This window comes from Lysobacter auxotrophicus (genome assembly GCF_027924565.1).
Taxonomy (GTDB): Bacteria; Pseudomonadota; Gammaproteobacteria; order Xanthomonadales; family Xanthomonadaceae; genus Lysobacter_J; species Lysobacter_J auxotrophicus.
This window is the reverse complement of the sequence record NZ_AP027041.1, coordinates 64097-88257: the sequence shown is the minus strand read 5'-3', so window position 1 is coordinate 88257 and position 24161 is coordinate 64097. Positions and strand designations below refer to the sequence as shown.

Sequence of the window (24161 nt, the reverse complement as noted above, 5' to 3'; positions counted from 1 at the left end):
ACTGCGGACCGCGTCCGAAGTCGACGCTCCCGTTGAACGAGGGAGCAAAGCCAGTCGCACAAGACGCGCGCCACCCGTGTTGCTTGTCGAATCGCCGACGCACAGGCCGCGGCGTTCAACGTCATGAACGCCCCATCACCTCTTTGCGTGGCCGAGCGTGTACCTTCCTTGATGCATCGGACTCACCCTGGTCCTGTCACCCGAGCCTCCGTGCAGCTCCGCTGCGAGATGAGGCCCGGCATGCGAATCCTTCTGGTCGAAGACTGTGCTGCCACGGCGGAGCGGGTCAGCGAGGCCCTGACCTCTCTGGGTCACGAAGCCGATGTTGCCTGCTCGATAGAATCCACCGCTGAGTTGATCGCACGCGGCGCGTACGACGCCTTCATCCTGGATTTGAACGTCGGTGGCGTCTCCACGCTGGAGGCCGGTGAACAGCTGCGCCTTGCCGGCCACCTTGTTTGCTTCGCGTCTGGCGTTGACCCACAGTCGGCGCCGAGTGACGCCCTTTTCCTTTCCAAGCCCTACACGCTGGATGGCGTGGCCGACATGCTCGCGCGTCTGTCGCCCCTGGCGCGTAGAACACTCGCTTTCCACTAGGCAGACGAGGCGTCGGCTGCGACGCCGCATGGGGACACTGTGCGCATACTCTTGCTCGAAGACAGCCCGATGATGGCCGCAACCGTCGTGATGGCTCTGGATTCCGAAGGCCACGACACCGTCCATGTGCTGACGGTCGCCGAGGCCTTCAGAGCACTCGGGGACGACATCGCGTTCGACGTCGCATTGCTTGACGTAGAGCTTGGCGACGAGCTGTCCTTTGACATGGCACACCATCTTGGAAAGATCGGACTCAGATTCATGTTCACTAGTGCCCGCGAACCGCCTAAAGGTTATCCGCAGAACTAGCTCGTATCAGCGTCGGTACAACTGGTATCCGAATCCCAGAGATCTTCCTCGTGCGTACACGCGTCACGAGTTCCGGCCATTTTGCTCAATGCATGAGCGATTGCCGATCGCGCCGTTGGGTAACTGCATCCAGTAGCGATAACAAGATGAGCCTCGAGCTCCTTGCGGTGCGACCATACGCGTGAACCGCGCTTGTGGGCTAGACATTTTTCTAGCTCTGCACGACAGAGTCCACGCTTCCGGTTCGCGATAGCCACTGCCGCCCCACGCCGACGTGATTGGTATTTTTTAACCAGGGTCGGTACCTGTCGACGGATATAACTCTCGGAAACGCCCAGGTGTTTGGCAATCTCACGTAGTGGTGGAATCACTTCGCTCGCAGGCCGCAATAGTTGCTCCTTCAGTTTGAGCTCCATCTCTTCCCGAATTCGCTCGCCGTGATTCGGTCGGATCGAGACCGGGAGCTGATGGCGGTCATAAAATAGCTGGCCAGCGATCATCGCTGCACCTTCGGGGTCAGTTAAGAGATCGACTAGCCGTACTCCGGCAGTGAAGGCCTTCTTCAGGAGCGTAATCAGCGAAGGGCGGACGTTCCTTCTACTTGCTCGCGCGGATCCGCTGTTCTCGGAGATGCCGCGAACAGCTCCGGCAAGGGGAGACAGAACTGAGTGCAAGGTCTCCTCAAAGGCAAACAATGCATCGGATCTTGTGTTTGCGATTGCGCCCTCCGAAATGGACTTAACGAGCTCTACGCAATCAGCTTCACCAAACGCTGGGGTGATTTCTACAGTCCTCTCACCTAATGGCCCAACTAGTCCTCTCCCACACTTTACGCAAAGCTGCGGATTTCCCGTTCGATGGTGAAACCTTTGCTCGCTCCCGCAGACGGGGCACCGGTCTCGCAAGCGTAATCGGTGGAGGTGGCATCTATTTATCGGCGCCAATGTCCACAGGAATCTGTCGTAGGGCACTTCCATGCACTGAAGATCTTCCTCGAAACACGCTTCGCACCATGCTCGCAAACTTTTGACCGAGCCTACGCACTGCGGTGCCAGCGACGGCCTGATCGGAATGAGCGTAGTACGCTGGACAGCCTCTGACCCAACCGCGTCCTCGACCAGTCCTACATACGCATCGACCCGTTCGCGGTAGCCGAAAAGGCCCGTCCCCGTGGATGCGTAAACCGGTGTTTCCGAGATACGGAACTCGACTTTGCTCTGGACCGTACGCCAACTCGCCAGCAGCCGCGTCAGTTGACTTCGACTGATCGCATGCATGTACGCCAAGCGTCCGTAGTACGAGGCAAACGACTCAATTCGCGCCGTACCTGCGCCTTCAATCTTGAGAGGAAGTAGGAAGCTAGACATTAACCGACGGATAGGCGCGACGTGGATTGGTCGTGAAGGCCTTCCGAACTTTCTTGTTTTCCTTTGTCTTCTCAACGTGGGTGAGATCCGCAGAGCAGGCGCCGTTGTGAGATTCCTGCTTGTCCTCTGGTATAGGGCCGACGTCGACTAGCCTATCGAGCGTTTCTTCTCCAGCTAGAATGCTATCCCTTACCACCTGCCACTGCCGCGCAGTGGGACGGGTATCCCGGATGATCCGCTCCGTAATTAAGGAGCCGCACGCTCTTGCGCGGCACCGCGCCCGACCGAGTCGGTGCTGAAGTATCCCGGTCTGTCCATGGCACTCCTCAAGCAGTATCTCCGCAAGACGCAACAGGGTCAGGTCATCTTGGAAATGAAGGAACTCCGAGCCGCTGAATTCCTTCAGAATCCTGTACCACTCCTTCAGGTCATCGTCCGTCTTGCGATACCTTGCGAGGTGGATGATGGTTGGCCTCGAAGCCATATGCTCTCTGTACTCGAGGACTGCCTTGGCGACTTCGTAACCACCAACCAGAATCAACGATCGCCCATAGGACACGAGAGACTTTAATGATTCGATGAGTGAGCCTCGAAATTCCTCGCTCTTAGCCTTGATCATGAACTGCGCCTCATCGGCGAGTACATATTCTGTCTCTAGTATGCGAAGTGCGCGCGAGAGTGCCGCAAGCATGCTTGGCTCACTCAGTGCCATGACTGGACGGTAGTTCGCAGCCATAAGCTTCGTCTGGTCGAAGAGTGGGCTGCGAGCATCTCCCAGAAGCATCTCGTAAACGTACTTCGTGGCAGTGTGTCCTTGGCGAGCCAGGTTCGCACATGCACCGATCACCGGCAGCGTACTTTCGTCAGCGTCACGGTAAACCTTGTTCAACAGGTATCTGACGAAATACTGCAGGACCAATGATTTTCCTGCCTGCGACGGTCCCGTTAGTAGCACCAGCTCACTTCCATTGTTGAACTCGGCGAAAGCCTCTAGTTCGAGGCTACATCGAGAGAAGTTCCTGTGCGCGATTACGCCCGTAAAGTTCGGCTTGAGTTTGAGCAGCTCATCTATATATGGACTCGTTCTCACGAAGTGCCCCAACGTGGATCTTCCGGGTTAAAGGTCGGAAAGCTTTCAATAGCAGACCAGTCCGTGGGCGCCGCCGCGGTAACGGTCGGTCTCGCGCCTTTGGAATATGCATCATCGGGCTTGTTATAAGGTTGCTGCGGCGCGCTTTTACGGCGGCCCTCCGGGACGTATTTGGAGGGGGCCCCATGCATAGCATCTGTTCGAGCTTCGCGCTCCGCAGCCGTAAGACGCTCTTCGAGCAAGCGATCGTTCAGAATCTCTGAATCATGCCTGCCCCGCTTCTCGGTGGCGGCGCGCGTTTTCGCGATACGCCACTTTCCGTCCAGCTTGAAGTACATCACCGAGCTATCTTCTGGATCGATACGCGGGTATAGAGAAGATGTCGGCACGCATCTGCCAAGCAAGTCGGTAGAGTAAAAGCGCGTTTCAGCGAAACGAATGGCCCCCGAGGATTCCGTCGTGCCCGTGATTCTTTGCGGTACAGCAGTTGTGATAAGGAAGCGAAGATCGCGCCCCATCAGTAATCCTTGGGTACCGTACAACGCCTCGAACTCTAACCGCACCTGGCGCGGTGACGGAGAGCCGTCGGTACTCGGCAGGTTTGGCAAGACTTCAAACAGAATCCAATCCGTGTCAGCGATGAGGCTCTCCCAGGTGCGCCTCGGCCCTTTTTTTGGATGCTTGGCTCTGTCGATCGAACGAAGATTCAGGATGTCGGGGACGAATCCAACCTGACCCGCGCATACCGTGTTGGCAAAGGTGAGGAATGTCCGCTCCACAGGCTCGCCGGACTGGGAATACGCGGCCGAACGTTTGAACCAGTGTATTCCCAGCGCCGCCAAGCACGCGCGAAACATGGTGCTACGAAAGTCAGGACCGCCGTCACTCATTATTGTTTCAGGGAGGCGGCCATGACGCCGCTGACAATCCCGAAGCAAGAGCGCATCTGCTTCAAAGCTCGGGGCTTCAAAGCGGACAATTCGCGCCAATGTTTCTTTGGTGAGGTCGTCCACGAGCAAGCTCAGCCACGGTTGGCCTGTCCGACCCGCCTCAGCCCATTCAACAAAGGCAGGCGCATAGCAATGGTCGATGTGGGCGACCTGGAATGGTCTAGCAGCCGTAACGCATTGCCGATCAACATCTCCGTGCGGGGCCAAGGAGTTGGCTAGGCGCTTTCCGCCTCGTCCCACCGCATCCTCTCTTGAGTGCTTCCGAAGTTTCCAGAGGCGGCAGTAATGCGAGTACGAAATGGGACGCTCGTCCACCTCAGATGATTTCGTCGCAAGGATCTCCTTGTACCGGACACGGGACTGTGCGCGCGAGATGATGTCCGGACTAGCTCGATGCTCCCGAATGACCTCTTCGACGAGCTCCGCGTGCCAATCAGCTATGCGTGCCCCCTTTTTTCCGCAGTTGAAAAATTTTGGAATCAGCCCGTCGAAGCCGCTGGCGGCGTAGGCCCGCTTCCAGCGCTGGACTGTCCGCGGATGAGGCTGCTTCCGATCTATTCCCTCGGTAGATTGACCAAAAACGGTGGCAACACGGTAGACGAATTCCTCGATGTGTTTTGGATCACAAAGCTCCAGTAGATCTAGCGATTCGCTTGTCGCGGCCGTGGCTTGGACAGTCGATAATAAAGCCCCAATATTCTTTGCCCCGACGGCGGATGCGGACAAGAATTTTGAGTGCGCGTCAGCCAGACTTGCTCGATCCAGGTCTACGTGAACCTTCTCGTGAGCGATTGCGAGAAGGACGGGCACCGTGTTGTCGAGCGAAAGTGTTTCGACAACGTCAATCATCGAGCAGTACCCAGTTCGCTCAACGAACGACGCAATCTCCTCGAATAGTCCGCGTGTAAAATTTCCGGCGTGATTCGTGACGGTCAGCCTGAGCAGTAGCAGGTTCTGGACCCTGAGCCACGACAAGTCGTCGCGGACAACAACTTGAAAGTTCAGGCCAAGTGCTCGAAACGCGGCTTCCGCCTGAAGATAGTGGAACCGCTCGTTCCTACGGACCCAATTGTGCTGATGTGTCTCGCAGAGCCCCAAGAGATCATCCTTGGATTTCACCTCCTCAACCCACACTCCTTCCCGTGTTATTCGCAGGTAGTCTGGGGTGTACGTAATGCGCTTGGCTCTGCCGAGGCGGTCAGTGATTGTCAGGGGTATAGAGTCGGGGTGATCAAGCGCGAATAGAACTGAAGGGTCTGATTGCGAGATGACGCTGTATGCGAACTCGCCTGAGAGAGAGTCGAATGGAAGGCGACAATCCATTTCCTCATCGCCGACCGCTGCGGGTACCAGCGAAGCGAACTCTCCGGTTATGTTTTTTCGGGCATGGCTCTCAGACGGACTGGCATGTGCTTGGGCTGCAGAGGAAAGGACGTAGTTGGCGCCCTCAGGCGGTAAGCCAAGAAACGCGAGATGCCGACGCAGGTCGGCTTCCGCCAAGTGAGAGCGCCTCGTGAGGCCCTCTAGGAGCGTTTGCCGTGGCCCTGGGAGATTCACGCCCCACTCCGGATCTCGGAGCGATTGCGGCCGTTAATAGGCGACACCTCGCCTGGCGCGATTGAGTGACAGGCCTCGCGACTCGTAAATCGAAGAGAGATGGTCTGATTATGATGTCGCACCTGAAATGCGACGCAAGGCTAGCCCTCCGCTTGACAAGCGGCCTGATAAGCCTATTCTCCCAGTGTCAGCCACCAAGCAGACATCTGCGAGAGCAGAAAGGCCCGGCCGTAAGGTCCGGGCTTTTTGCATCTAGGTCAGGCTAGCGCGCGCCACCCTCCTTTCGCTTTGGGGTTCTGCCGGAGTACCGGTTACGGTTTCCCGCCGCCGCAGCTTCGAAGAGGCAAGTGGCGAGCTCCCCGGGATCGCACGAAATCGCCCGCACGCCTTGGCAGACAAGCTGCTTCGATCCCGAGGGTTTGATCCGCAGCTGCTTTCCGCGCGGCAACGGCGCTGGGGTACCCCAGAAACTGCTAGACGTCTGCGATTCGTACGTAGGAGCCAAAACAGGACACGATCTGCACAGCGAGCTACTCTGCGGACGACGCGTGGGAGACCAGAGAGTGCGTAATTCCGGCATATCCGGAAGGTACTCATTCGCTGTCCGGATGCAACTTCTGACCCGCGACAATGTTGTGCGAAATGTTCCCCGGGGAACATTTCGGCGTAACCAATTGATTTATCAAACTATTCCCCGGCCCAGCAGGGCGCCGTTCGGCGAAACTCCCAAGGTGTTTCAAGCAGTTTTTGAGCACACTCTGCCTTAATTGCGCGGACGCCTGCCTGTCAGCGGCCTGTACCCGCTTCGATGCGAACGCTACCGGAGCTGGGCGTGGAGAGCTTGATCCGGACCCGCTCCCGGCCGACGGCAAGCCCGATGCGTGATGACGTCTTTGTGGCGATTCGCCCCGCGGAGGGCAATTTCTATGAGAAGCCGGCGACATTTTTTTTGGGAATGCATATCGTGGCCCGGTCGCGACGCGGCGATCGGCACCGCGTTGTCACGCGGATCGAATGCAACGAAACGGCAGCCACGCGGTTGCCGTTTTTCGTTATTACCGATGCAGGCACGCGGTTGCGGGCGCCGATCCGCCGCCGATGAGGCCGCGCTCGCGCCGATGCGAACGACTTCACGCTTCCGGGCCGCCCAAGTCTGAACCTAGTGGAGCAGCCGGGCGGGCCGTATACTGGCGCGCGGCCGCTTGGGGCGGTCGATCGTCGATGGCTTCGCGTGACCCGCAAGGGCGCGCCATAGGTGGGTTTGTGCGCAATTACGACCTCGAATTCCTGAAGAAATTCTCGATGGTGATCGGCTTCCTGATGCTGGTCACGCTGGGCCTGATCGTCGCGGCCATGTTCGTGCACAGCCAGATTCCGGCCGAGATCAACCCGGACGTCGCCAAGCGCACCGAACAGCGCATCGCCCCGGTGGGCGCGGTGTACGCCGGCAGCACGGGCGCCGCCGCGCAGCAGGCCGCCACGGCCGCCGCCGCCGCGAAGGCCGCCTCGCAGGTCGCCTACGGCGGCACGACGGACGGCTCGGTGATCTTCAACAACCTGTGCACGGGCTGCCACACCTCCGGTGCCGGCGGCGCGCCGACGCTGGACAAGGCCCACTGGGCCGACCGCCTGCCCAAGGGCGCCGACACGCTGCACAAGCACGCCATCGAAGGCTTCACCGGCACCGCCGGCGTGATGCCGCCGAAGGGCGGCAACCCGGCCCTGACCGACGAGCAGGTCATCGCCACGGTCGACTGGATGCTGGCGAACCTGAAGTAATCGGGCCCCATCCGTTCCGCACGACGCCGCCTCCGGGCGGCGTTGTCGTTTTCGGATTCCGGAAAACGCGCCGCACCGTGGGCGTCCCGATTCACGCGATCCCGCCTCACCGCGGCAACCCGCCGACATCCGCCGGGCACGGGCGCTCGCGATAATGCGCGCCTCTTCCGCGGCGAGCGCGCCATGACCCGTTCCTTCTCCCCGCTCCGACCGGCCCTGCTGCTGGCGCCCTGCCTGCTGATCGGCTGCGCGTCGGTGGCCGACCACCGCCCGACCATTGCGATCGGCGCCGTCCAGGGACACGCCGAACGCAGCGCGCTCGCCGGTCAGGCGGTCACCGTTCGCGGCGTGGTCAGCGCGCTCGGCAACGGCGGCTGGTACGTGCAGGACGCCGGCGACGGCGACGGCGCCACGTCCGACGCGATCTTCGTGCAGTACGCCGCCGCGAGCGTGGCGCCCGGCGACATGGTGATCGTGCACGGCAACGTGGCCGAACTCGACGCGGGACGCGCCACGCGCACGGCGCTGGTGCAGCCGCGCATCGAGCGCGTCGGGCGCGGCGACGTCGCCCCGCTCGCGCTGACCACCGCGCCCAGCGACTGGGAGCGGCTGGAAGGCATGCGCGTCCGCCTCGACGGCCCGGTCTTCCTCGCAGACACCGGCGAGCTGGCCAGGCACGGCCGCGTGCAGGCAAGCCTCGACGCACGCCTGTGGCAGCCGACCGAGCGCCAGATTCCGGGGAGCGAGGGCTACCGCAACGAGGTCGCGGACAACGCGCGCCGCACGCTGTCGCTGGAGGCCCCGAACGGCGCATGGCCCGACGGCCTCGCGCAGGCGCGCACCGGGAGTCGCATCACCGGCGCGAGCGGCGTAATCGATCAGGTCGAACACGGCGTCGCGCTGCGCGTCGACGGCGCGCTGTCGCTGGAGGCTGTCGCGCGACCGCAGGCGCCCACCGTGCCCGGCACGCTGCGCCTGGCCGCGCTCAACCTGGAAAACCTGTTCAACGGCGACGGCCATGGCGGCGGTTTTCCCACGATGCGCGGCGCGCGCACGCCGGCCGAACTCGCCGCGCAGCTCGCCAAGCACGTCGCGATCATCGAGGGGCTCGATGCCGACGTCGTCGCGTTGATGGAGCTGGAGAACGACGGCTACGGCGAGGAGTCGAGCATCGCCGCGCTCGTCGACGCGCTCAACGCCGACGGCAGCCGCTGGCGCTTCGTCGATGCGAAGCAGGGCCCGGGCGACAACCCGATCCGCGTCGGCCTGATCTACCGCGCCGATCGCGTGCGCACGCTGGGCCCGCCGAAGACGCTGGAAGGCGGCCCGTTCGGCGAACACAGCCGCGTGCCCATGGCGCAGGCGTTCGCGCCGCTGAAGGGCGATGCAAAGCGGCAGTCGTTCGTCGTGGTCGCCAACCACTTCAAGTCGAAGGGGTGCAAGGACGCCGACGGCCTGGACCGCGACCAGCGCGACGGCGCCTCCTGCTACAACGCAACGCGCACCGAGTCGGCGCGACGCCTCGACGCGTGGCTCGCCACCGATCCCACCGGCCACGGCGCACGCACGCTGGTCGTCGGCGACTTCAACGCCTACGCGCAGGAGGAGCCCATGCGCACGCTGCGCGAGGCCGGCTGGCAGGACGCGTTCGTCGTCGCCGGCGTGGCGGCGCCCTACAGCTACGTCTACGACGGCCAGCTGGGCCGGCTCGATCACGCGCTGCTGAGCCCCGACTTCGCCAAACGCCTGCGCGGCGCGGCCGAATGGCACGTCAACGCGGACGAACCCGAATCGGCCGGCTACCGCGCCGGCGGCACGGGGCCGTGGCGCAGCTCCGACCACGACCCGGTGGTGCTGGGTTTCGACCTCTGAGCGCCGTGGCGACAGGGCCTGAATACCCCAGCCCGTATCATTGAGCGCATGAACCAGCCCGCTTTCCCGCACGAAGCCACCACCACGCTGACCCTGCAGGGCCCGGCCGGCGCACTGGAGACCATCGTCGAAGCGGCCGAAGCGCCGGTGCGCGACGCCGTCGCCATCGTCTGCCATCCGCTGCCCACCGATGGCGGCACCATGCACAACAAGGTCGTGACGATGGCCGCGCGCGCGCTGCGCGAGTCGGGCATCGCGACGGTGCGCTTCAACTTCCGCGGCACCGGTGCGTCCGAAGGCAGCTTCGACCAGGGCCGCGGCGAAGCCGACGATCTGCGTGCCGTCGCGGCGTGGGTGCGCGAGCAGCGCCCCGGCGCGCGCCTGTGGCTGGCAGGTTTCAGCTTCGGCTCGTACATCACGCTCAAGTGCGCCAACGAGCTGCACCCGGGCATGGTGATCTCGATCGCGCCGCCGGCGGCCGGCCGAAACTGGGATTTCAGCACCCTCACGCCGCCGCAGTGCCCGTGGCTGGTGATCCAGGGCGAAGAGGACGAGATCGTCGATCCGCAGGCGGTGTACGCGTGGATCGACAGCCTCAAGCTCGATCCGCCACCGGAGCTGGTGAAGATGCCCGAGACCAGCCACTTCTTCCATCGGCGCCTGATGGACCTGCGCGGCGCGATCAAGAACGGCATCAAGCCATATCTCCCGCCGGCGACCGAAGGCGCCACGTCGGCATGAACATGGCCGCTGGCAGCGTGGATGCGGATGCACCCACGTCGACTCCTTCGATGCTGTACGCCGCGGGCGTTTCGCGTGGCGACTGGAACGAGGACGCGGCGCAACGGCCCGCGCTGCGCGAACTCGACCGCATCCATGCGGCATTGCTCGATCCGCCCAGGCGCGGGCTGTTCGGCAACCTCTTCGGCAAGAAGCCCGAACCGCCGTGCGGCCTGTACCTGTGGGGCGGCGTCGGTCGCGGCAAGACGTTCCTGATCGACCTGTTCTACGACAGCCTGCCTTTCGAGCAGAAGCGTCGCACGCATTTCCACCGCTTCATGCGCGAGGTGCATGCGCAGCTGCGCACGCACGCCGGCCAGAGCGATCCGCTGGCGACGATCGCGCGCGAATGGGGCGGCGACCTGCGCGTGCTGGTGCTCGACGAGTTCTTCGTCAACGACATCGGCGACGCGATGCTGCTGGGCCGCCTGATGGAGCGCCTGTTCGCCGAAGGCGTCACGCTGGTCACCACGTCCAACACCGAGCCGAAGAACCTCTACAAGGACGGCCTGCAGCGCGCGAGTTTCCTGCCGGCGATCGCGCAGATCGAGAAGCACTGCAAGGTGCTGCTCCTGGACAGCGCGCAGGATTACCGCCTGCGCGCGCTGACGCGCTCGCCCGTGTACCGCGCGCCGCTGGACGACGCTTCCGACGCGTGGCTGGCCGAGCGATGGCGCGAACTCACCGCGACGTGCCCGCGCGAGGACGGCCCGCTGGTCATCGAAGGCCGCGAAATCCCCGTGCGTGCGCTCGCCGAAGGCCATGCCTGGTTCGACTTCGCCGCATTGTGCGAAGGCCCGCGCGCGGCGAGCGACTACATCGAGATCGCCACCGAATACCACACGGTGCTCGTCGGCGGCATTCCGCTGTTCGATGGCCGCAACGACGACCCGGCGCGCCGCTTCGTGCACCTGATCGACGAGCTGTACGACCGCCATGTCAACCTGGTCTGCACCGCGGCCGACGCGCCGCCTGCGCTGTACACGGGAAAGAAGCTGGCGCACGCGTTCGAACGCACGGCGTCGCGGTTGATCGAGATGCAGTCGGCGGAGTTCCTGTCGCTGGAGCATCGGGGATAGATCCGCGGTCGCTCGCGTGGCTTCGCCCGCGAGCATCGATCTGGCGCGCTATCCCAATCCGTTATCCCGGCGAAAGCCGGGACCCAGGCTGTCACGCCATCCGCGCTCTTCCGTCATTCCAGCGAAAGCTGGAACCCACTGCGCCTGCTTCGGAGTTCGTGATTGATGGTGGATGCTCAAGATCAACATGGGTTCCAGCTTTCGCTGGAATGACGGTGATATGGCGGACGCCTCGGAGTACCCGAACCATAACAGCCTGGGTCCCGGCCTTCGCCGGGATGACGGGGACAGAGGGGTGCGACAAACCGGACACTCCGCCCGGCGTCGCAGCGCAAACGCCACCCGTACACTCGCCATTCTTCCGCACGGATCGCACCGATGAACCTCGCCCTGTTCGACTTCGACGGCACGATCACCACGCGTGAACTGATGCCCGATTTCGTGCGCATGGCGACGACGAAGCGGCGGCGGGTGATCGGGCAGGTCGTGCTCGCGCCGGCCATCGTCGGTTACAAGGCCGGCATCGTCAGCGGCAATCGCGTTCGCGAGCGTATCGCGGACTTCGCGTTCCGCGGCCTGGCGTTGCGCGATGTTCGCGCGGCGGGCGAACGCTTCGCGCGCGACATCGTGCCCGCGACGCTGCGCCCCGAATCGATGGCGCGCCTGCAATGGCATCGCGAGAAGGGCGACACCATCGTCGTCGTGTCCGGCTCGTTCGACCTGTACCTGTCGCACTTCTGCGCGCAGCACGGGTTGGAGCTGCTGTGTTCGTCGCTGGAATCGCGCGACGGCGTGATGACGGGGCGTTACTCCGGCGCGCAATGCGTCGGCGTGGAGAAGGCGCGCCGCGTGCGCGAGCGCTACGACCTGTCGCGCTACCCCGTCGTGCACGCCTACGGCGATACGCACGAGGACCGGGATCTGCTGGCGTTGGCGCATCGCCGCTGGTATCGCGGGCGCCAGATCGCCTGAGTCAGCCGCTGCGGGCGCCCCGCCGCCAGACAAGGCAGCGGTTGTTCGCCGGCATCGCGACGTCGTCCTCGAGTTGCAAGCCAATGCGCTGTGCAAGCGCGTCGACCGCCTCGAAATCGCGGATCGCCGATTGCGGATCGCGCGCCTTCAGCCAGCCGTCGAAGTCGCGATTGCTGTCGCTGGTGTACGCGCCGCCGTAGTTGAAGGGCCCGTACACGACGAGCGTTGCGTCGGAAGCGAGCACGTCGTCCAGCCCGGCGAAGAATGCCTGCACCTGCGGCCAGCCCATGATGTGCAGCGTGTTCGCGCTGAAGACCGCATCGAAGCGGCCGTCGGATGCCGATGAGCGCGGCCACGGGCCGGATGCGACGTCGAGTTCCACCGCTTGCGGCGTGTTGGGCAACGACGCGTGTTCGAGCCACGCCGCGATGCCGGGAAGGTGTTCCGCGCGATCGCTGCACTGCCAGCGCAGCCACGGCATCGCACCGGCGAAATACACCGCGTGCTGGCCCGTGCCGCTGCCGATTTCGAGCACCTCGCGTCGATCGGCGAAGTGGCGCTGCAGCACCGCGAGGATCGGATCGCGATTGCGCTCGCAGGACGGCGCGTTCGGCAGCTCGCTCACGGGTGCACCTGCGGCGTCAGCGTCCCGGGCCGACGTCGATGAACTGCAGGAACTCCGCACGCGTGCGCGCGTCCTCGCGGAAGCTGCCGAGCATCTTGGAGGTGATCATGCTCACGCCGCGCTTGTGCACGCCGCGCGTGGTCATGCATTCGTGCGCGCCTTCGATCACCACGCCGACGCCGCGCGGCTGCAGCACGTCCTGGATCACCTGCGCGATCTGCGCGGTCATCTTCTCCTGCACCTGCAGGCGGCGCGCGTACGCCTCGACCACGCGCGCGAGCTTGCTGATGCCGACGACCTTGCCGTCGGGCAAATAGCCCACGTGCGCCTTGCCGATGATCGGCGCCATGTGGTGTTCGCAATGGCTTTCGAACTCGATGTCGCGCAGCACGATCATCTCGTCGTAGCCCTCGACTTCCTTGAAGGTGCGCATCAGGTAGTCGGCCGGATCCTCGGCGTAACCGCTGAACCAGTCCTGGTACGCCTTCGCCACGCGTTTGGGCGTGTCGAGCAGGCCTTCGCGCGCCGGATCGTCGCCGGCCCAGCGCAGCAGCGTGCGCACGGCGGCCTCGGCCTGGTCGCGGGTGGGCTTGTCGTCTTGCGCCATGGCACGGACTCGGTGTGTTCGGGGGGACGGGAATGCTACTCCACCCGGCGCGAGCGGAGAAAAAAGGCGCCGCCGGAGGGGATGGATCCCGGCGGCGCGAAGGGCAACGGCCATGTGGGGAAAACCGAACAACCGGCGACGCCACGTGAGGGAGGGGAGTCGTGGCGCCGCCGGTCGACGGCCAGGGGAACGGTGGAACTCAGCGCGCGGCGACGTCCTCGCGCACGGGCACGCGCGTCGGCCAGCCGCCAGCGAGCGCCTTGTACAGCGCGACCGCGGAACTGGCGCTGCGCGTACGCGCATCGGCGAAGGCTTCCTCGGCGGTCAGGCGCGTGCGTTCGGCGTCGAGCACTTCGAACAGATCCGCCGCACCGGCGTCGTAACGCACGCGCGCGAGCCGCGCCGCGGTAGCGCTGTCGGCGGCGGCCTGCTCCAGGTGCTGGTCTTCCACGCGCGTGCGCGCATAGCGGACCAGCGCGTTCTCGGTGTCTTCCAGCGCGAGCAGCACCGACTGCTGGTAGCGCGCGAGTTCGCCCGCGGCATCCGCATCCGCGGCGGCGATGCGTGCGCGCACGCGGCCGATGTCGAGGAACGACCAGTCGATGCCGAGGAACGCCAGCCGCGTCTCGCTGTCGCGTTCGAACAGCGAACTGGTGTCGACGGCCTGGCTGCCGATGAGACCGCCCAGCGTGAAGCGCGGGAACAGGTCGGCGGTGGCCACGCCGATACGCGCGGTAGCCGCGTGCAGGCGGTTTTCGGCGGCGATCACGTCGGGACGATGGCGCAGCAGGTCGCCCGGCGAACCCGGATCCAGTCGCGTCGGCAACGCCGGCAGCGGCTTGACCGGCGTGAGTTCGGCGATCAACGCATCCGGCGTCTGCCCGGTGAGCACGGCGAGGCGATGCATCGTCACCGCGACCTGCGCTTCCAGCGCGGGTACGCGGGACAACGTGGCTTCCAGCTGCGCACGTGCGCGCGAGGTGTCGAACTCGGTGCCGCGTCCGGCGTCGAAGCGCGCGTTCACCAGGCGCAGGGTTTCGCGCTGGTTTTCCGCGTTCTCTGTCGCGACGCGCAGGCGTTCCTGCAGGCCGCGCAATTCGACGTAGCTGCGTGCGACTTCGCCGACGATGGCGACCTGCAACGCATCAAGGTCCGACGCGGCCGCCCACGCTTCCGCGCGCGACGATTCCACGCTGCGACGCACGCGACCGTAGAGGTCGAGTTCCCAGCTGACGTCGGCCTGCACGTTGTAGCTTTCGCCGTCGCGATCGGCGCGCGACACGCCCGGCGCCTGGTCGGCGCTGGCGCGCGAATCGCTGCCGGTGGCGCTGGCGGTCACCGTCGGGAAACGGTCGAGCTTCGCATTGCGAAGCAGCGCGTTGGCGCGGTCGTAGCTGGCCAGCGCGATGCGCAGGTCGTGGTTCGCGGCGAGCGCGTCCTCGACCAGCCGCGTGAGCAGCGGGTCGTTGAAGCTGCGCCAGAACTCGGCATCGGCCTGCGGCGACGGCGCCGGTGCGGCGTTCTGCTCGACGCCGGTGACGATGTCGGCCGCGCGCGCGTCGCTGGCGGCTTCATCGCGCACGAACTTCGACGGCGTTTCGATGTTCGGTCGAACGTAGTTCGGACCGACGGCGCACGCGGCGAGCAATGCCGCCGCGACGCCGAGCGTGAGGGTGCGGCTGGCGAAAGCGATGTTCACCATGGCAGCGTTTCTCCGAGGTAGACGAAGCCGCCGGACGGGCCGTCGGCGTCGATGAGCGCCATCTGGACGCTGGTCTTCGCGCCGGTGGGCACGTCGATCTCGCCCTCGCCGGCGTTCATGTCGGTTTTCACGTAACCGGGGTGCACGGCGTTGACCTTGATCGGCGTGTCGCGCAGTTCGTAGGCCAGGTGCACCGAGTACGAGTTGATCGCGCTCTTGGACGCGTTGTAGGCCGGGATCGACTTGAAGTCGTAGATCGGCGAACCGGGCTGCGTGTGCAGCGCGAGCGAGCCGAGGATGCTCGACACGTTGACGATGCGCGCCGCCGGCGCCTTGTGCAGCAGCGGCAGGAAGGCCTGCGTGATTTCGACGACGGCGAAGACGTTGGTTTCGAACGTCTCGCGCCATGCGGCGACCGACTGCTGCGACGGCTTGGGCAACGTCTTGTCCTCGACGATGATGCCGGCGTTGTTCACCAGGATGTCGAGTCGGCCGAACTTGCGGTCGATCTCCTGCACGGCGGCGGCGATGCTCGCGGTGCTGGTGACGTCGAGCTCGATCGCCTCGACCGGCAGGCCTTCGCCCTGCAGCTTCAGCGCGGCGTCGACGGCGCGGCCGCGATCGCGACCCGCCAGCAGCGTGTGCACGCCGGCCTGCGCGAGCTGGCGGACGGTTTCGAAACCGATGCCGCGCGTGGCGCCCGTGACGAGGGCGATCTTCGAACCATTGGAAGCAGACATCTGGAACTCCTGTGGGGGTCGCGCGAAGTGCGCGGAATTCGAAAGGGATGCGCCGGCACGTCGGAGGCCGTGCCGGCGCGGGTCGTGGTCAGGCGTGCGTCGTCGCCGTCGTGTGCGAAGTGACTGTCGACGTGCCGTGGCTCACCAGCGGCGTGCCGGCCAGCTTGCGCAGCGCGACGTAGAACACCGGCGTCAGGAACAGGCCGAACAGCGTCACGCCGATCATTCCGGAGAACACGGTGATGCCCGTGGCCTGGCGGACTTCGGCGCCGGCGCCGTGCGAGAGCACCAGCGGCACGGTGCCGGCGATGAACGCGATCGACGTCATGACGATCGGGCGCAGGCGCAGGCGGCAGGCTTCCAGCGCGGCTTCGACGATGCCCTTACCCTGCATTTCCAGCTCGCGGGCGAACTCGACGATCAGGATCGCGTTCTTGCACGCCAGGCCCATCAGCACCACCAGGCCTACCTGCACGAAGACGTTGTTGTCGCCGGTCAGGTACACGCCGAGCAGCGCGGAGAGCATGCACATCGGCACGATCAGGATCACCGCCAGCGGCAGCGTCCAGCTTTCGTACAGCGCCGCGAGCACGAGGAAGGCGAGCAGCACGGCCAGCGGGAAGACGATCAGCGCCGCCTTGCCCTGCGTGGCCTGCTGGTAGCTCAGGTCCGTCCACTCGATGTCCATGCCGTTGGGCAGCACGTTCTTCGCCAGTTCTTCCAGCTTCACCATCGCCTGCGCGGAGGACAGCTGGTTCACGTCGGCTTCGCCCAGGATGTCCGCCGCCGGATAGCCGTTGTAGCGGATCACCGGATCGGGGCCGAAGGTTTCGGTGACCTTCACCATCGAACCGATCGGCACCATCTCGCCGCGATCGTTGCGCGTGCGCAGGTTCGCGATGTCCTCGACGCTGTCGCGGAACGGGCCGTCGGCCTGCGCCACCACCTGCCACGTGCGGCCGAACATGTTGAAGTCGTTGACGTACGCCGAGCCCAGGTAGGTCTGCAGCGTGTCGAACAGCTCCGTCAGCGGCACGCCCTGGGCCTTGGCCTTCACGCGGTCGACCTCGGCGTCGAGCTGCGGCACGTTGGCCTGGTAGCTCGAGTTCGGGAAGCCCAGCCCCGGCGTCTGCGAACCGGCGCCCTGGAAGGCCTGCACGGCGCTCTGCAGCGCGCCGTAGCCCAGGTTGCCGCGGTCCTCGATGTAGAGCGAGTAACCCGAACCGTTGCCCAGGCCCTGGATCGGCGGCGGCTGCAGCGAGAAGGCGAAACCTTCCTGGATCGCGGAGATCTTCTGGCTGAGTTCGGCGTTGATTTCCTCGGCGCTGCGCGTGCGCTGGCCGAAGGGCTTGAGGTTGATGAAGGTGACGCCGTAGTTGGGCGTGTTGCTGAACTGCAGCGGGTTCAGGCCCGGGAACGCGACGTCGTTCTGCACGCCGTCGATGGCCATCGCGATCTCGCCGATCTTCTTCAGCGCCGCGTCCGTGCGCTCGATCGAGGAGCCTTCCGGCATCTTGATGCCGGCGATGAGGTAGCTCTTGTCCTGCACCGGCACGAAGCCGCGCGGCACGAGCTGGAACATCAGGCCCGTGGCGAGCAGCAGGCCCGCGTACACGGCGAACACCGCGCCGCGACGGCCCAGCACCTTGCCGACGCTGTTCTGGTAACGCTCCGCGGCCGTGCCGAAGAAGCGGTTGAACGGACGGAAGATCCAGCCGAAGCCGCGTTCGATGCCACGGCTGAGCCAATCCTTCGGCGCGCCGTGCGGCTTGAGCAGTCGCGCGGCCAGCGCCGGCGACAGGGTCAGCGAGTTGATCGCCGAGATCACCGTCGAGATGGCGATGGTCACCGCGAACTGCTTGTAGAACTGGCCCGTCACGCCCGACAGGAACGCCATCGGCACGAACACCGCGCACAGCACCAGCGCGATCGCGATGATCGGGCCGGACACTTCGCGCATCGCCATGTGCGCCGCTTCCAGCGGCGAATGGCCGTCCTCGATGTGGCGCTCGACGTTTTCGACCACGACGATCGCGTCGTCCACCACGATGCCGATGGCGAGCACCAGCCCGAACAACGTCAGCGTGTTGATCGAGAACCCGAGCAGGTACAGCGCGGCGAACGTGCCCACCACCGACACCGGCACCGCGATCAGCGGGATGATCGACGCGCGCCAGGTCTGCAGGAACAGGATCACCACCAGCACCACCAGCAGCGTGGCTTCCAGCAGCGTGGTCACCACGGACTTGATCGAGTCGCGCACGAAGATCGTGGTGTCGTAGATCGACTTGTACTCGATGCCCGGCGGGAAGCGCTTGGACGCCTCGTCCATGCGGCGGATGACCTCGTCGCGGATCTGCAACGCGTTCGCGCCCGGCGCCTGGAAGATGCCGATGGCCGCGGCGTTCTGGCCGTCCAGGCGCGCACGCATGGTGTAGTCGCCGGCGGCGAGCTCGATGCGCGCGACGTCCGACAGGCGCACCACTTCGCCGCCCTCACCGCCCTTGAGCACGATGTTGCCGAACTCTTCCGGCGTTTCCAGGCGGCCACGCGCGTTGATCGGCGTGAGGAACTGCGAGCCGTTGGGCATCGGTTCGGCGCCGAGCTGGCCGGCGGAGACCTGGATGTTCTGCTCGCGCACGGCGCGCAGGACGTCGCTGGCGGTCATGCCGCGCGAGGCGACCTTGTCCGGATCCAGCCACAGGCGCATCGCGTAGTCGCCGCCACCGAAGGGCTGCGCTTCGCCGACGCCGGGGATGCTGGCCAGCTGGTCCTTGATGTGCAGTCGCAGGTAGTTGCGCAGGTACAGCGTGTCGTACTTGCCGCTGGGCGAGGTCAGGTGCACGACCATCAGGAAGACCGGCGACTGCTTCTGCGTCGTCACGCCCTGGCGGCGCACGTCCTCGGGCAGTCGCGCCAGCGCCTGGCTGACGCGGTTCTGCACGCGCACGGTGGCCTCGTCGGCGTTCACTTCCGGACGGAAGGTCACGGTGATCTGCAGCACGCCGTCGGAGCTGGCGACCGACTTGACGTACATCAGGCCTTCCACGCCGCGGATGGATTCCTCCAGCGGCGTGGCGACGGTTTCGGCGATGACCTTCGGGTTGGCGCCCGGGTACACGGTGCGCACCACCACCGAAGGCGGCACGACTTCGGGGTATTCGCCGATCGGCAGCAGCGGGATCGAGATCAGGCCGGCGGCGAAGATCACGATCGACAGCACCGCGGCGAAGATCGGCCGGTCGATGAAGAACTTTGAAAAGTCCATGGAAAGGTTCCTTGTGCGGCGCGAGGCCGCAACGGTCCTGGGCGATGCGGTTACGCGCATCGCCTGAGTCGGTGTTTCTGCTTCGGACTCCTCCCCTTTCGCGGGGAGGAGCTTTCTTGCGTCAGCTCACGCCGTTACTTCATCGCCACCTGCGGCTGCGGCGCCGGGGCGCCCATCGCGATGACCTTCGGCTGCACCGGCATCCCGGGGAAGAACACCTTCTGCACGCCGTGGACGATCACCTTGTCCGTCGGCGCCAGGCCCGACTGCACGACACGCAGCCCGTCGATCACCGGCCCGAGCTTCACGTCCTTGCGCGTGGCGGCGTTCTTCTCGCCCAGCACGTAGACGTACTTGCGGTCCTGGTCGGTGAGCACGGCCTTGTCGTCGATGAGCATCGCCTTGAACTGGCCGCTGCCCTGCAACTGCACGCGTGCGTACAGGCCCGGGGTGAAGATGCGGTCCGGGTTGCGCAGCACGGCGCGCGCGCGGATGGTGCCGGTGCTCGGATCGACCTGGTTGTCGACGAAGTCCACCGTGCCCTCGTGCGGGTAGCCCTGCTCGCTGGCCAGGCCGACGCGCACCGGGTTCTTCGTCTCGGCGCGCTCGCCCTTGCGGGCCAGCTCCTGGTAACGCAGGAAGCTCTGCTCGTCGGATTCGAAGTACACGTAGATCGGATCCTGCGAGACGACGGTGGTCAGCAGCGTCGAGTCGGCGGTGGCGAGGTTGCCCTCGGTCACCAGCGCGCGACCGGCGCGGCCGTTGATCGGCGAGCGCACGGAAGTGAACTGCAGGTCGAGGCGGGCGTTGTCGAGCGCGGCCTCGGCGGCGCGCACGGCGGCATTGCCCTGCGTGCTCGCGGCGCGACGCGTCTCGAACTCCTCGCGCGAGATCGCCTTGGCTTCGACCAGCGTCTGCGCGCGCTTGTCCTGCATCTGCGCGAGGCGGGCTTCGGCGCGGGCGCGTTCGAGGTCGGCTTCGGCCTGGGCCAGGCGCGCCTTGTACGGGCGCGGGTCGACGACGAAGAGCAGGTCGCCCTTCTTCACTTCCTGGCCTTCCTGGTAGGCGACCTGCTGCACGTAGCCGGACACGCGTGGGCGCAGTTCGACCGTTTCGATGGCGGTGACGCGGCCGGTGAATTCGTCCCAGCGGCTGACGTCCTTGTTGAGCACCTGCGCGACGCTGACTTCCGGCGGCGGCGGCATGCCCGCGCCCGGCTCGGCCTGGCTGCTGCACGCCGTGGCGATGGCGGCGACGAGCAGGCTGGTCGCCAGTGCGAGGGTGGGTATCCCGGTTCCGGACCGGGCGAGTGCTTTGCGTGGGGTCATGGCGAGTCTTCCTGGTTGTTGTTGTTATGTGTTGCGTTGTGATGCGGAGCGATCAGGTTCCGGAGCAGCGTGCGCGCGTCCTGTAGACAACGTGATGGCAGTAGTCCGACCCCAGGCGCGTCCTGCATCGCCTGCGCCTTCGCCGGGCCGCATGCCGGCGCGTCGTCGTGGCCTCGGTCCTGTTGAATCGTCGAAGCAGGGGACGGCCAATCGACATCGGCCGTGACATCGCGCGCGAAATCGTCGGCTGGCGCCGGCCAGAAGCTCACTTTGGAATACGGCACGACCGCGTCGGCCGGCTGCGTGCCGTCGCCGGTCTCGCTCAGCGCGTTGATCAGCGCCAGCGCACGCTGCCCGACGGCGAGCGCGCTGGGCCACTGTTCGCACGCGTGCGCGCGGTTGAGATCGGTGCACACCGGGCTGTCGATCGCCAGCAACTGCACGCGGACGCCGAGCGTGCGGGCTTCCTCGTGCAGCACGCGCGCGAGCATGCGCAGCGCGGCGGTGGCGATCGAACGGTGGCCGTAGCCGGCCCATGGGCGATCCGCGCCCGGACCGCCGATCAGCACGTAGGTGCCGGTGCGGCCGGCCTGCGACAGCAGCGGCAGCAGGTGGCGCGCCGCGGCCAGGTGGGGAAGCAGGTCGTCGTCCAGCGTCTGGCGCAGGAACGCGGCGGGATGGTCGAGCAGGCGACCGCGCGAGGCGCTGCCGCAGACCGCGGCCACGACGCCATCGATCGGCCGGCCGAGCTTGCGCAGCGTGCGCGCCAGGCGCTCGCCGTCGCCGTCGCTGCTGACCGAGCCGGGCACGATGCTCAGGTCGGCCTCGGGGAACTGCCCGCGCAGGCACTGCAGGCCGGACTTGTCGCGGGCGACCGCGATCACCGGCCGGCCGCTGGCCAGCGCGGCCTCCACGACGCCGCGGCCGACCCCGCCGGTGGCGCCCAGCACCACCACGGCGGCGCGGGCGATCCGGCGGTTTTGCCCGGCGTTCTGGGCCGAAGGACGGGACGCGGTGGCGTTCACCGGCGACCCCACTGTCCCGGATTCGGGATTTTTCCTCCCGCCAGCGGGACGGTCTCGTGCCGGGTAGCCGCACGAAGCACCGCACCGACCACCGGAAGGAGCAGCATCGCGCCGGGCAGGGCCAGCACGAAGGCGAGCACCCAGGCGAGCATCCAGAACTCGTCCGGACCGGCCGCGAGGCCTTGCTGGAGCACGACCAGCGCGACGCCGATCAGGACCACCATCGCCACCAGCATGGCCGGCAGGAAGGCGTATCGGGCTTGGCGGGGCGTCAGCATGGCGGCGGGACCGGGGGAAGTTGCCGCAAAGGTTAGGCGCCCAATTGGCACTTGATTAGTCCGATTTGGAGGGAATAATTGTCCCGTCATCGGTCCAAAAGCAGCCGGACGGTTTGCCCGGCTTGTCTCTCCCCTTCCCCGCCGCGCGCAAGGAACCCCCACATGGCCCGCGATCTCAACGACACCCTGATCTTCGTCAAGGTGGTCGAGCACGGAAGTTTCATCTCCGCCGCCCGCGCCCTGCAGCTGCCCAAGACCACGGTCAGCCGCAAGGTGCAGGAACTGGAAACCCGCCTCGGTGCGCAGCTGTTGCACCGCACGACCCGCAAGCTCGGCCTGACCGAGGCGGGCAACATCTACTTCGAACATTGCCAGCGCATCTCGCGCGAACTCGACGAAGCCGAAAGCGCCGTCGGCCAGCTGCAGGGCGGCCCGCGCGGCTGGCTGCGCTTCACCGCGCCGTACTCGGTCGGCATCACGTGGATCGCGCCGCTGCTGGGCGAGTTCCACGCGCGCCATCCCGAAGTGCGCGTGGAAATGGTGCTGACCAACGAGCAGGTCGACATCATCGACAAGGAACTCGACGTCGCCCTGCGCGTGGGCAGCCTGCCCGATTCCAACCTCATCGCGCGCAAGCTCGCGACGTTCCGCACGCAGGTCTACGCGAGCCCGGGCTACATCGCGCGGCACGGCGAACCGCTGCATCCGGACGACCTGGTGCACCACCGCACCGTCGCGCCGTCCAAGGCGCGACGTAACGGCCAGTTCTTCTGGCCGCTGAGCGACGGGACGCGCACGGTCGATTACCGCGTCGATCCGGTGCTGGTGGCGAACGATCCCGGCCCGCTGTGCGGCGCGCTGCTGTGCGGCGAAGGCCTGATGCTCGCCGCCGACGTCACCGTGAAGGCGTATGCCGAACAGGGCTACGTGCAGCGTGTGCTCGCCGGCTGGACCGGCCCGGATTACGAGTTCAACGCCGTGTTCCCGCGCGGCCGCGTGCAGTCGCCGAAGGTGCGCGCGTTCGTCGATTTCCTGGTCGAACGCCTGAACTTCGATGCCGACTACATGCAGGTGCTCTGCCCGAACGTGCGCGCGCGCTACAAGGCGGCCGAACAGGCCGCGGCGGACGCGATCAGCGCCGAGCTGGCGAAGGTCGCCAAGCAGCCGGAGGCGAAGGCCAAGCGCAAGGCGAAGGTCGAGGAGCCCGTCGCTGCAAGCGCGCACGAAGGCGACGACCCGGCGATGTAATCGCGCCAGGGCGGTGCGCATGTCGCGCCGTTTATGGGGAACGATGGGAAGGAAACGGCACGCGCAGGCGTGCCGTTTTCGCCTTCGCGCCGCACGTTCAGCGACTTCACCACGACTTCATAGCGGCAGCGCTTTGCTGCGTGGGCCACGGAGATGGCGTCGCCGACGCGCGGAACGCGTCCGCCATCGAAGAGCCGCCATGAAACGCATCCTCGCCGGACTGGCCGCCACCGCCGCACTCGCCTTCGCGATCGCCGGCGGCGCGGCCTGGAACAAATACCTGCGCATGCCCGCCGCGCAACCGCAACCGATGCCGACGCACCTGATCGCGCTGGATTCGGCCGCGGGCCAGAAGCTGCTCGCGCGTGCCGAAGCCACCGCGGATTTCGATTCGCTGATGACGCATTTCGTGCCGCAGACGCGCCGCGCGTTCTGCGGCGTGGCAAGCGCGCTGACCACGCTCAACGCCGCGCGCACGACGCCCACGCCGATGGATCAATCGCGACTGTTCGACAGTCCCGGCGTGCGCATGCACCCGTTGAAGGTGAGCGTGATCGGCATGTCGCTGGACGACTTCGCCGCCCTGCTGCGCGCGCACGGCGCGCGGGTGAGCGTCACGTATGCATCGGCCTCCAGCGTCGACGAATTCCGCGATGCGGTGCGCGCCAACCTCGCCAACGAAGGCGACTACCTGCTGGTGAACTACCAGCGCAGCGAACTCGGGCAGGCGCCGATGGGGCACATCTCGCCGATCGCCGCCTACGACGAAACCAGCGACCGCGTGCTGGTGCTCGACGTCGCCGCGCACAAATACCCGCCGACGTGGGTCGAGACCGAGGCGATGTGGAAGGCGATGCGCGCGCCGCTCAACCCGGATACGACGATCACGCGCGGCTACCTGGTCATGCACGGCGACGGCACGGGGCCGGATGCGTTGACCGCGGGCGCGACGTTGGCGAGCGCCGATTGAGTGGGCGCACGCAGGTGA

Annotated in this window: 21 protein-coding genes; 10 read left to right on the top strand and 11 right to left on the bottom strand. The window is 65.8% G+C overall.

Going from position 1 to position 24161, the window contains the following annotated elements; genetic code table 11:
* Positions 1 to 240: 240 nt before the first annotated feature.
* Both LA521A_RS00380 and LA521A_RS00375 read left to right on the top strand, forming a co-directional pair.
* The gene (locus LA521A_RS00380; protein WP_281780441.1) at positions 241 to 597 is read left to right on the top strand and encodes a response regulator transcription factor; all 357 of its coding nucleotides are present in this window, start codon (positions 241 to 243) and stop codon (positions 595 to 597) included.
* A gap of 69 nt (positions 598 to 666) precedes the next feature.
* Positions 667 to 906, top strand: coding sequence for a hypothetical protein (locus tag LA521A_RS00375; RefSeq protein WP_281780440.1), 240 nt, complete (start codon positions 667 to 669; stop codon positions 904 to 906).
* On the opposite strand, the gene LA521A_RS18955 is transcribed toward LA521A_RS00375, so the two are convergent.
* The 3 genes from LA521A_RS18955 to LA521A_RS00365 all read right to left on the bottom strand — a co-directional run bounded on the left by LA521A_RS18955 (position 903) and on the right by LA521A_RS00365 (position 5432).
* A complete protein-coding gene (locus LA521A_RS18955) occupies positions 903 to 2183 on the bottom strand; it encodes a hypothetical protein (protein WP_425494543.1) in 1281 nt (426 codons plus the stop codon). The genes LA521A_RS00375 and LA521A_RS18955 overlap by 4 nt on opposite strands.
* Positions 2184 to 2265: 82 nt before the next feature.
* On the bottom strand, positions 2266 to 3375 hold the full coding sequence (locus LA521A_RS00370; protein ID WP_281780439.1) for an AAA family ATPase: 1110 nt from the start codon (positions 3373 to 3375) through the stop codon (positions 2266 to 2268).
* Positions 3360 to 5432: a DDE-type integrase/transposase/recombinase gene (locus tag LA521A_RS00365; RefSeq protein ID WP_281780438.1), complete on the bottom strand. Its 2073-nt coding sequence runs from the start codon at positions 5430 to 5432 to the stop codon at positions 3360 to 3362. The genes LA521A_RS00370 and LA521A_RS00365 overlap by 16 nt, the downstream gene beginning before the upstream one ends.
* A gap of 1270 nt (positions 5433 to 6702) precedes the next feature.
* Between LA521A_RS00365 and LA521A_RS00360 the strand changes: the two genes are divergently transcribed.
* From LA521A_RS00360 to LA521A_RS00335, 6 genes are all read left to right on the top strand, one after another.
* Positions 6703 to 6972 (top strand): hypothetical protein, encoded by a 270-nt coding sequence (locus LA521A_RS00360; RefSeq protein ID WP_281780437.1) that lies wholly within the window; start codon positions 6703 to 6705, stop codon positions 6970 to 6972.
* A gap of 161 nt (positions 6973 to 7133) precedes the next feature.
* The gene (locus tag LA521A_RS00355) at positions 7134 to 7649 is read left to right on the top strand and encodes a c-type cytochrome (RefSeq protein ID WP_281780436.1); all 516 of its coding nucleotides are present in this window, start codon (positions 7134 to 7136) and stop codon (positions 7647 to 7649) included.
* A gap of 183 nt (positions 7650 to 7832) precedes the next feature.
* Positions 7833 to 9521, top strand: coding sequence for an ExeM/NucH family extracellular endonuclease (locus tag LA521A_RS00350; protein WP_281780435.1), 1689 nt, complete (start codon positions 7833 to 7835; stop codon positions 9519 to 9521).
* A gap of 48 nt (positions 9522 to 9569) precedes the next feature.
* Positions 9570 to 10262, top strand: a complete 693-nt coding sequence (locus LA521A_RS00345; RefSeq protein WP_281780434.1) for an alpha/beta hydrolase — start codon at positions 9570 to 9572, stop codon at positions 10260 to 10262.
* 2 nt (positions 10263 to 10264) lie between these two features.
* Positions 10265 to 11380: a cell division protein ZapE gene (gene zapE / locus LA521A_RS00340; protein ID WP_281782145.1), complete on the top strand. Its 1116-nt coding sequence runs from the start codon at positions 10265 to 10267 to the stop codon at positions 11378 to 11380.
* A 378-nt stretch (positions 11381 to 11758) separates the two neighbouring features.
* Positions 11759 to 12352 carry an HAD family hydrolase gene (locus tag LA521A_RS00335; RefSeq protein WP_281780433.1) on the top strand — a complete coding sequence of 198 codons (594 nt, stop codon included), beginning with the start codon at positions 11759 to 11761 and terminating at the stop codon, positions 12350 to 12352.
* A 1-nt stretch (position 12353) separates the two neighbouring features.
* Here LA521A_RS00335 and LA521A_RS00330 read toward each other — a convergent pair whose 3' ends face one another.
* From LA521A_RS00330 to LA521A_RS00295, 8 genes are all read right to left on the bottom strand, one after another.
* Entirely contained in the window at positions 12354 to 12977 is a 624-nt protein-coding gene (locus LA521A_RS00330) for a DUF938 domain-containing protein (RefSeq protein ID WP_281780432.1), read from the bottom strand.
* A 16-nt stretch (positions 12978 to 12993) separates the two neighbouring features.
* Positions 12994 to 13584 (bottom strand): GTP cyclohydrolase I FolE, encoded by a 591-nt coding sequence (gene folE / locus LA521A_RS00325; protein WP_281780431.1) that lies wholly within the window; start codon positions 13582 to 13584, stop codon positions 12994 to 12996.
* A gap of 199 nt (positions 13585 to 13783) precedes the next feature.
* The gene (locus tag LA521A_RS00320; RefSeq protein ID WP_281780430.1) at positions 13784 to 15286 is read right to left on the bottom strand and encodes an efflux transporter outer membrane subunit; all 1503 of its coding nucleotides are present in this window, start codon (positions 15284 to 15286) and stop codon (positions 13784 to 13786) included.
* A complete protein-coding gene (locus LA521A_RS00315) occupies positions 15280 to 16026 on the bottom strand; it encodes an SDR family oxidoreductase (protein WP_281780429.1) in 747 nt (248 codons plus the stop codon). The genes LA521A_RS00320 and LA521A_RS00315 overlap by 7 nt, the downstream gene beginning before the upstream one ends.
* Positions 16027 to 16114: 88 nt before the next feature.
* Positions 16115 to 19294, bottom strand: coding sequence for an efflux RND transporter permease subunit (locus LA521A_RS00310; RefSeq protein ID WP_281780428.1), 3180 nt, complete (start codon positions 19292 to 19294; stop codon positions 16115 to 16117).
* A gap of 134 nt (positions 19295 to 19428) precedes the next feature.
* Complete coding sequence (locus tag LA521A_RS00305; RefSeq protein ID WP_281780427.1) at positions 19429 to 20622, bottom strand: efflux RND transporter periplasmic adaptor subunit; 1194 nt, start codon at positions 20620 to 20622, stop codon at positions 19429 to 19431.
* Entirely contained in the window at positions 20619 to 21647 is a 1029-nt protein-coding gene (locus LA521A_RS00300) for an SDR family NAD(P)-dependent oxidoreductase (protein ID WP_281780426.1), read from the bottom strand. The genes LA521A_RS00305 and LA521A_RS00300 overlap by 4 nt, the downstream gene beginning before the upstream one ends.
* Positions 21644 to 21925: a DUF2798 domain-containing protein gene (locus LA521A_RS00295; protein ID WP_281780425.1), complete on the bottom strand. Its 282-nt coding sequence runs from the start codon at positions 21923 to 21925 to the stop codon at positions 21644 to 21646. The genes LA521A_RS00300 and LA521A_RS00295 overlap by 4 nt, the downstream gene beginning before the upstream one ends.
* A gap of 162 nt (positions 21926 to 22087) precedes the next feature.
* Between LA521A_RS00295 and LA521A_RS00290 the strand changes: the two genes are divergently transcribed.
* Together LA521A_RS00290 and LA521A_RS00285 are read left to right on the top strand one after the other, a co-directional pair.
* Positions 22088 to 23173 (top strand): LysR family transcriptional regulator, encoded by a 1086-nt coding sequence (locus LA521A_RS00290; protein ID WP_281780424.1) that lies wholly within the window; start codon positions 22088 to 22090, stop codon positions 23171 to 23173.
* 199 nt (positions 23174 to 23372) lie between these two features.
* Complete coding sequence (locus LA521A_RS00285) at positions 23373 to 24143, top strand: phytochelatin synthase family protein (RefSeq protein WP_281780423.1); 771 nt, start codon at positions 23373 to 23375, stop codon at positions 24141 to 24143.
* Positions 24144 to 24161: the final 18 nt, after the last annotated feature.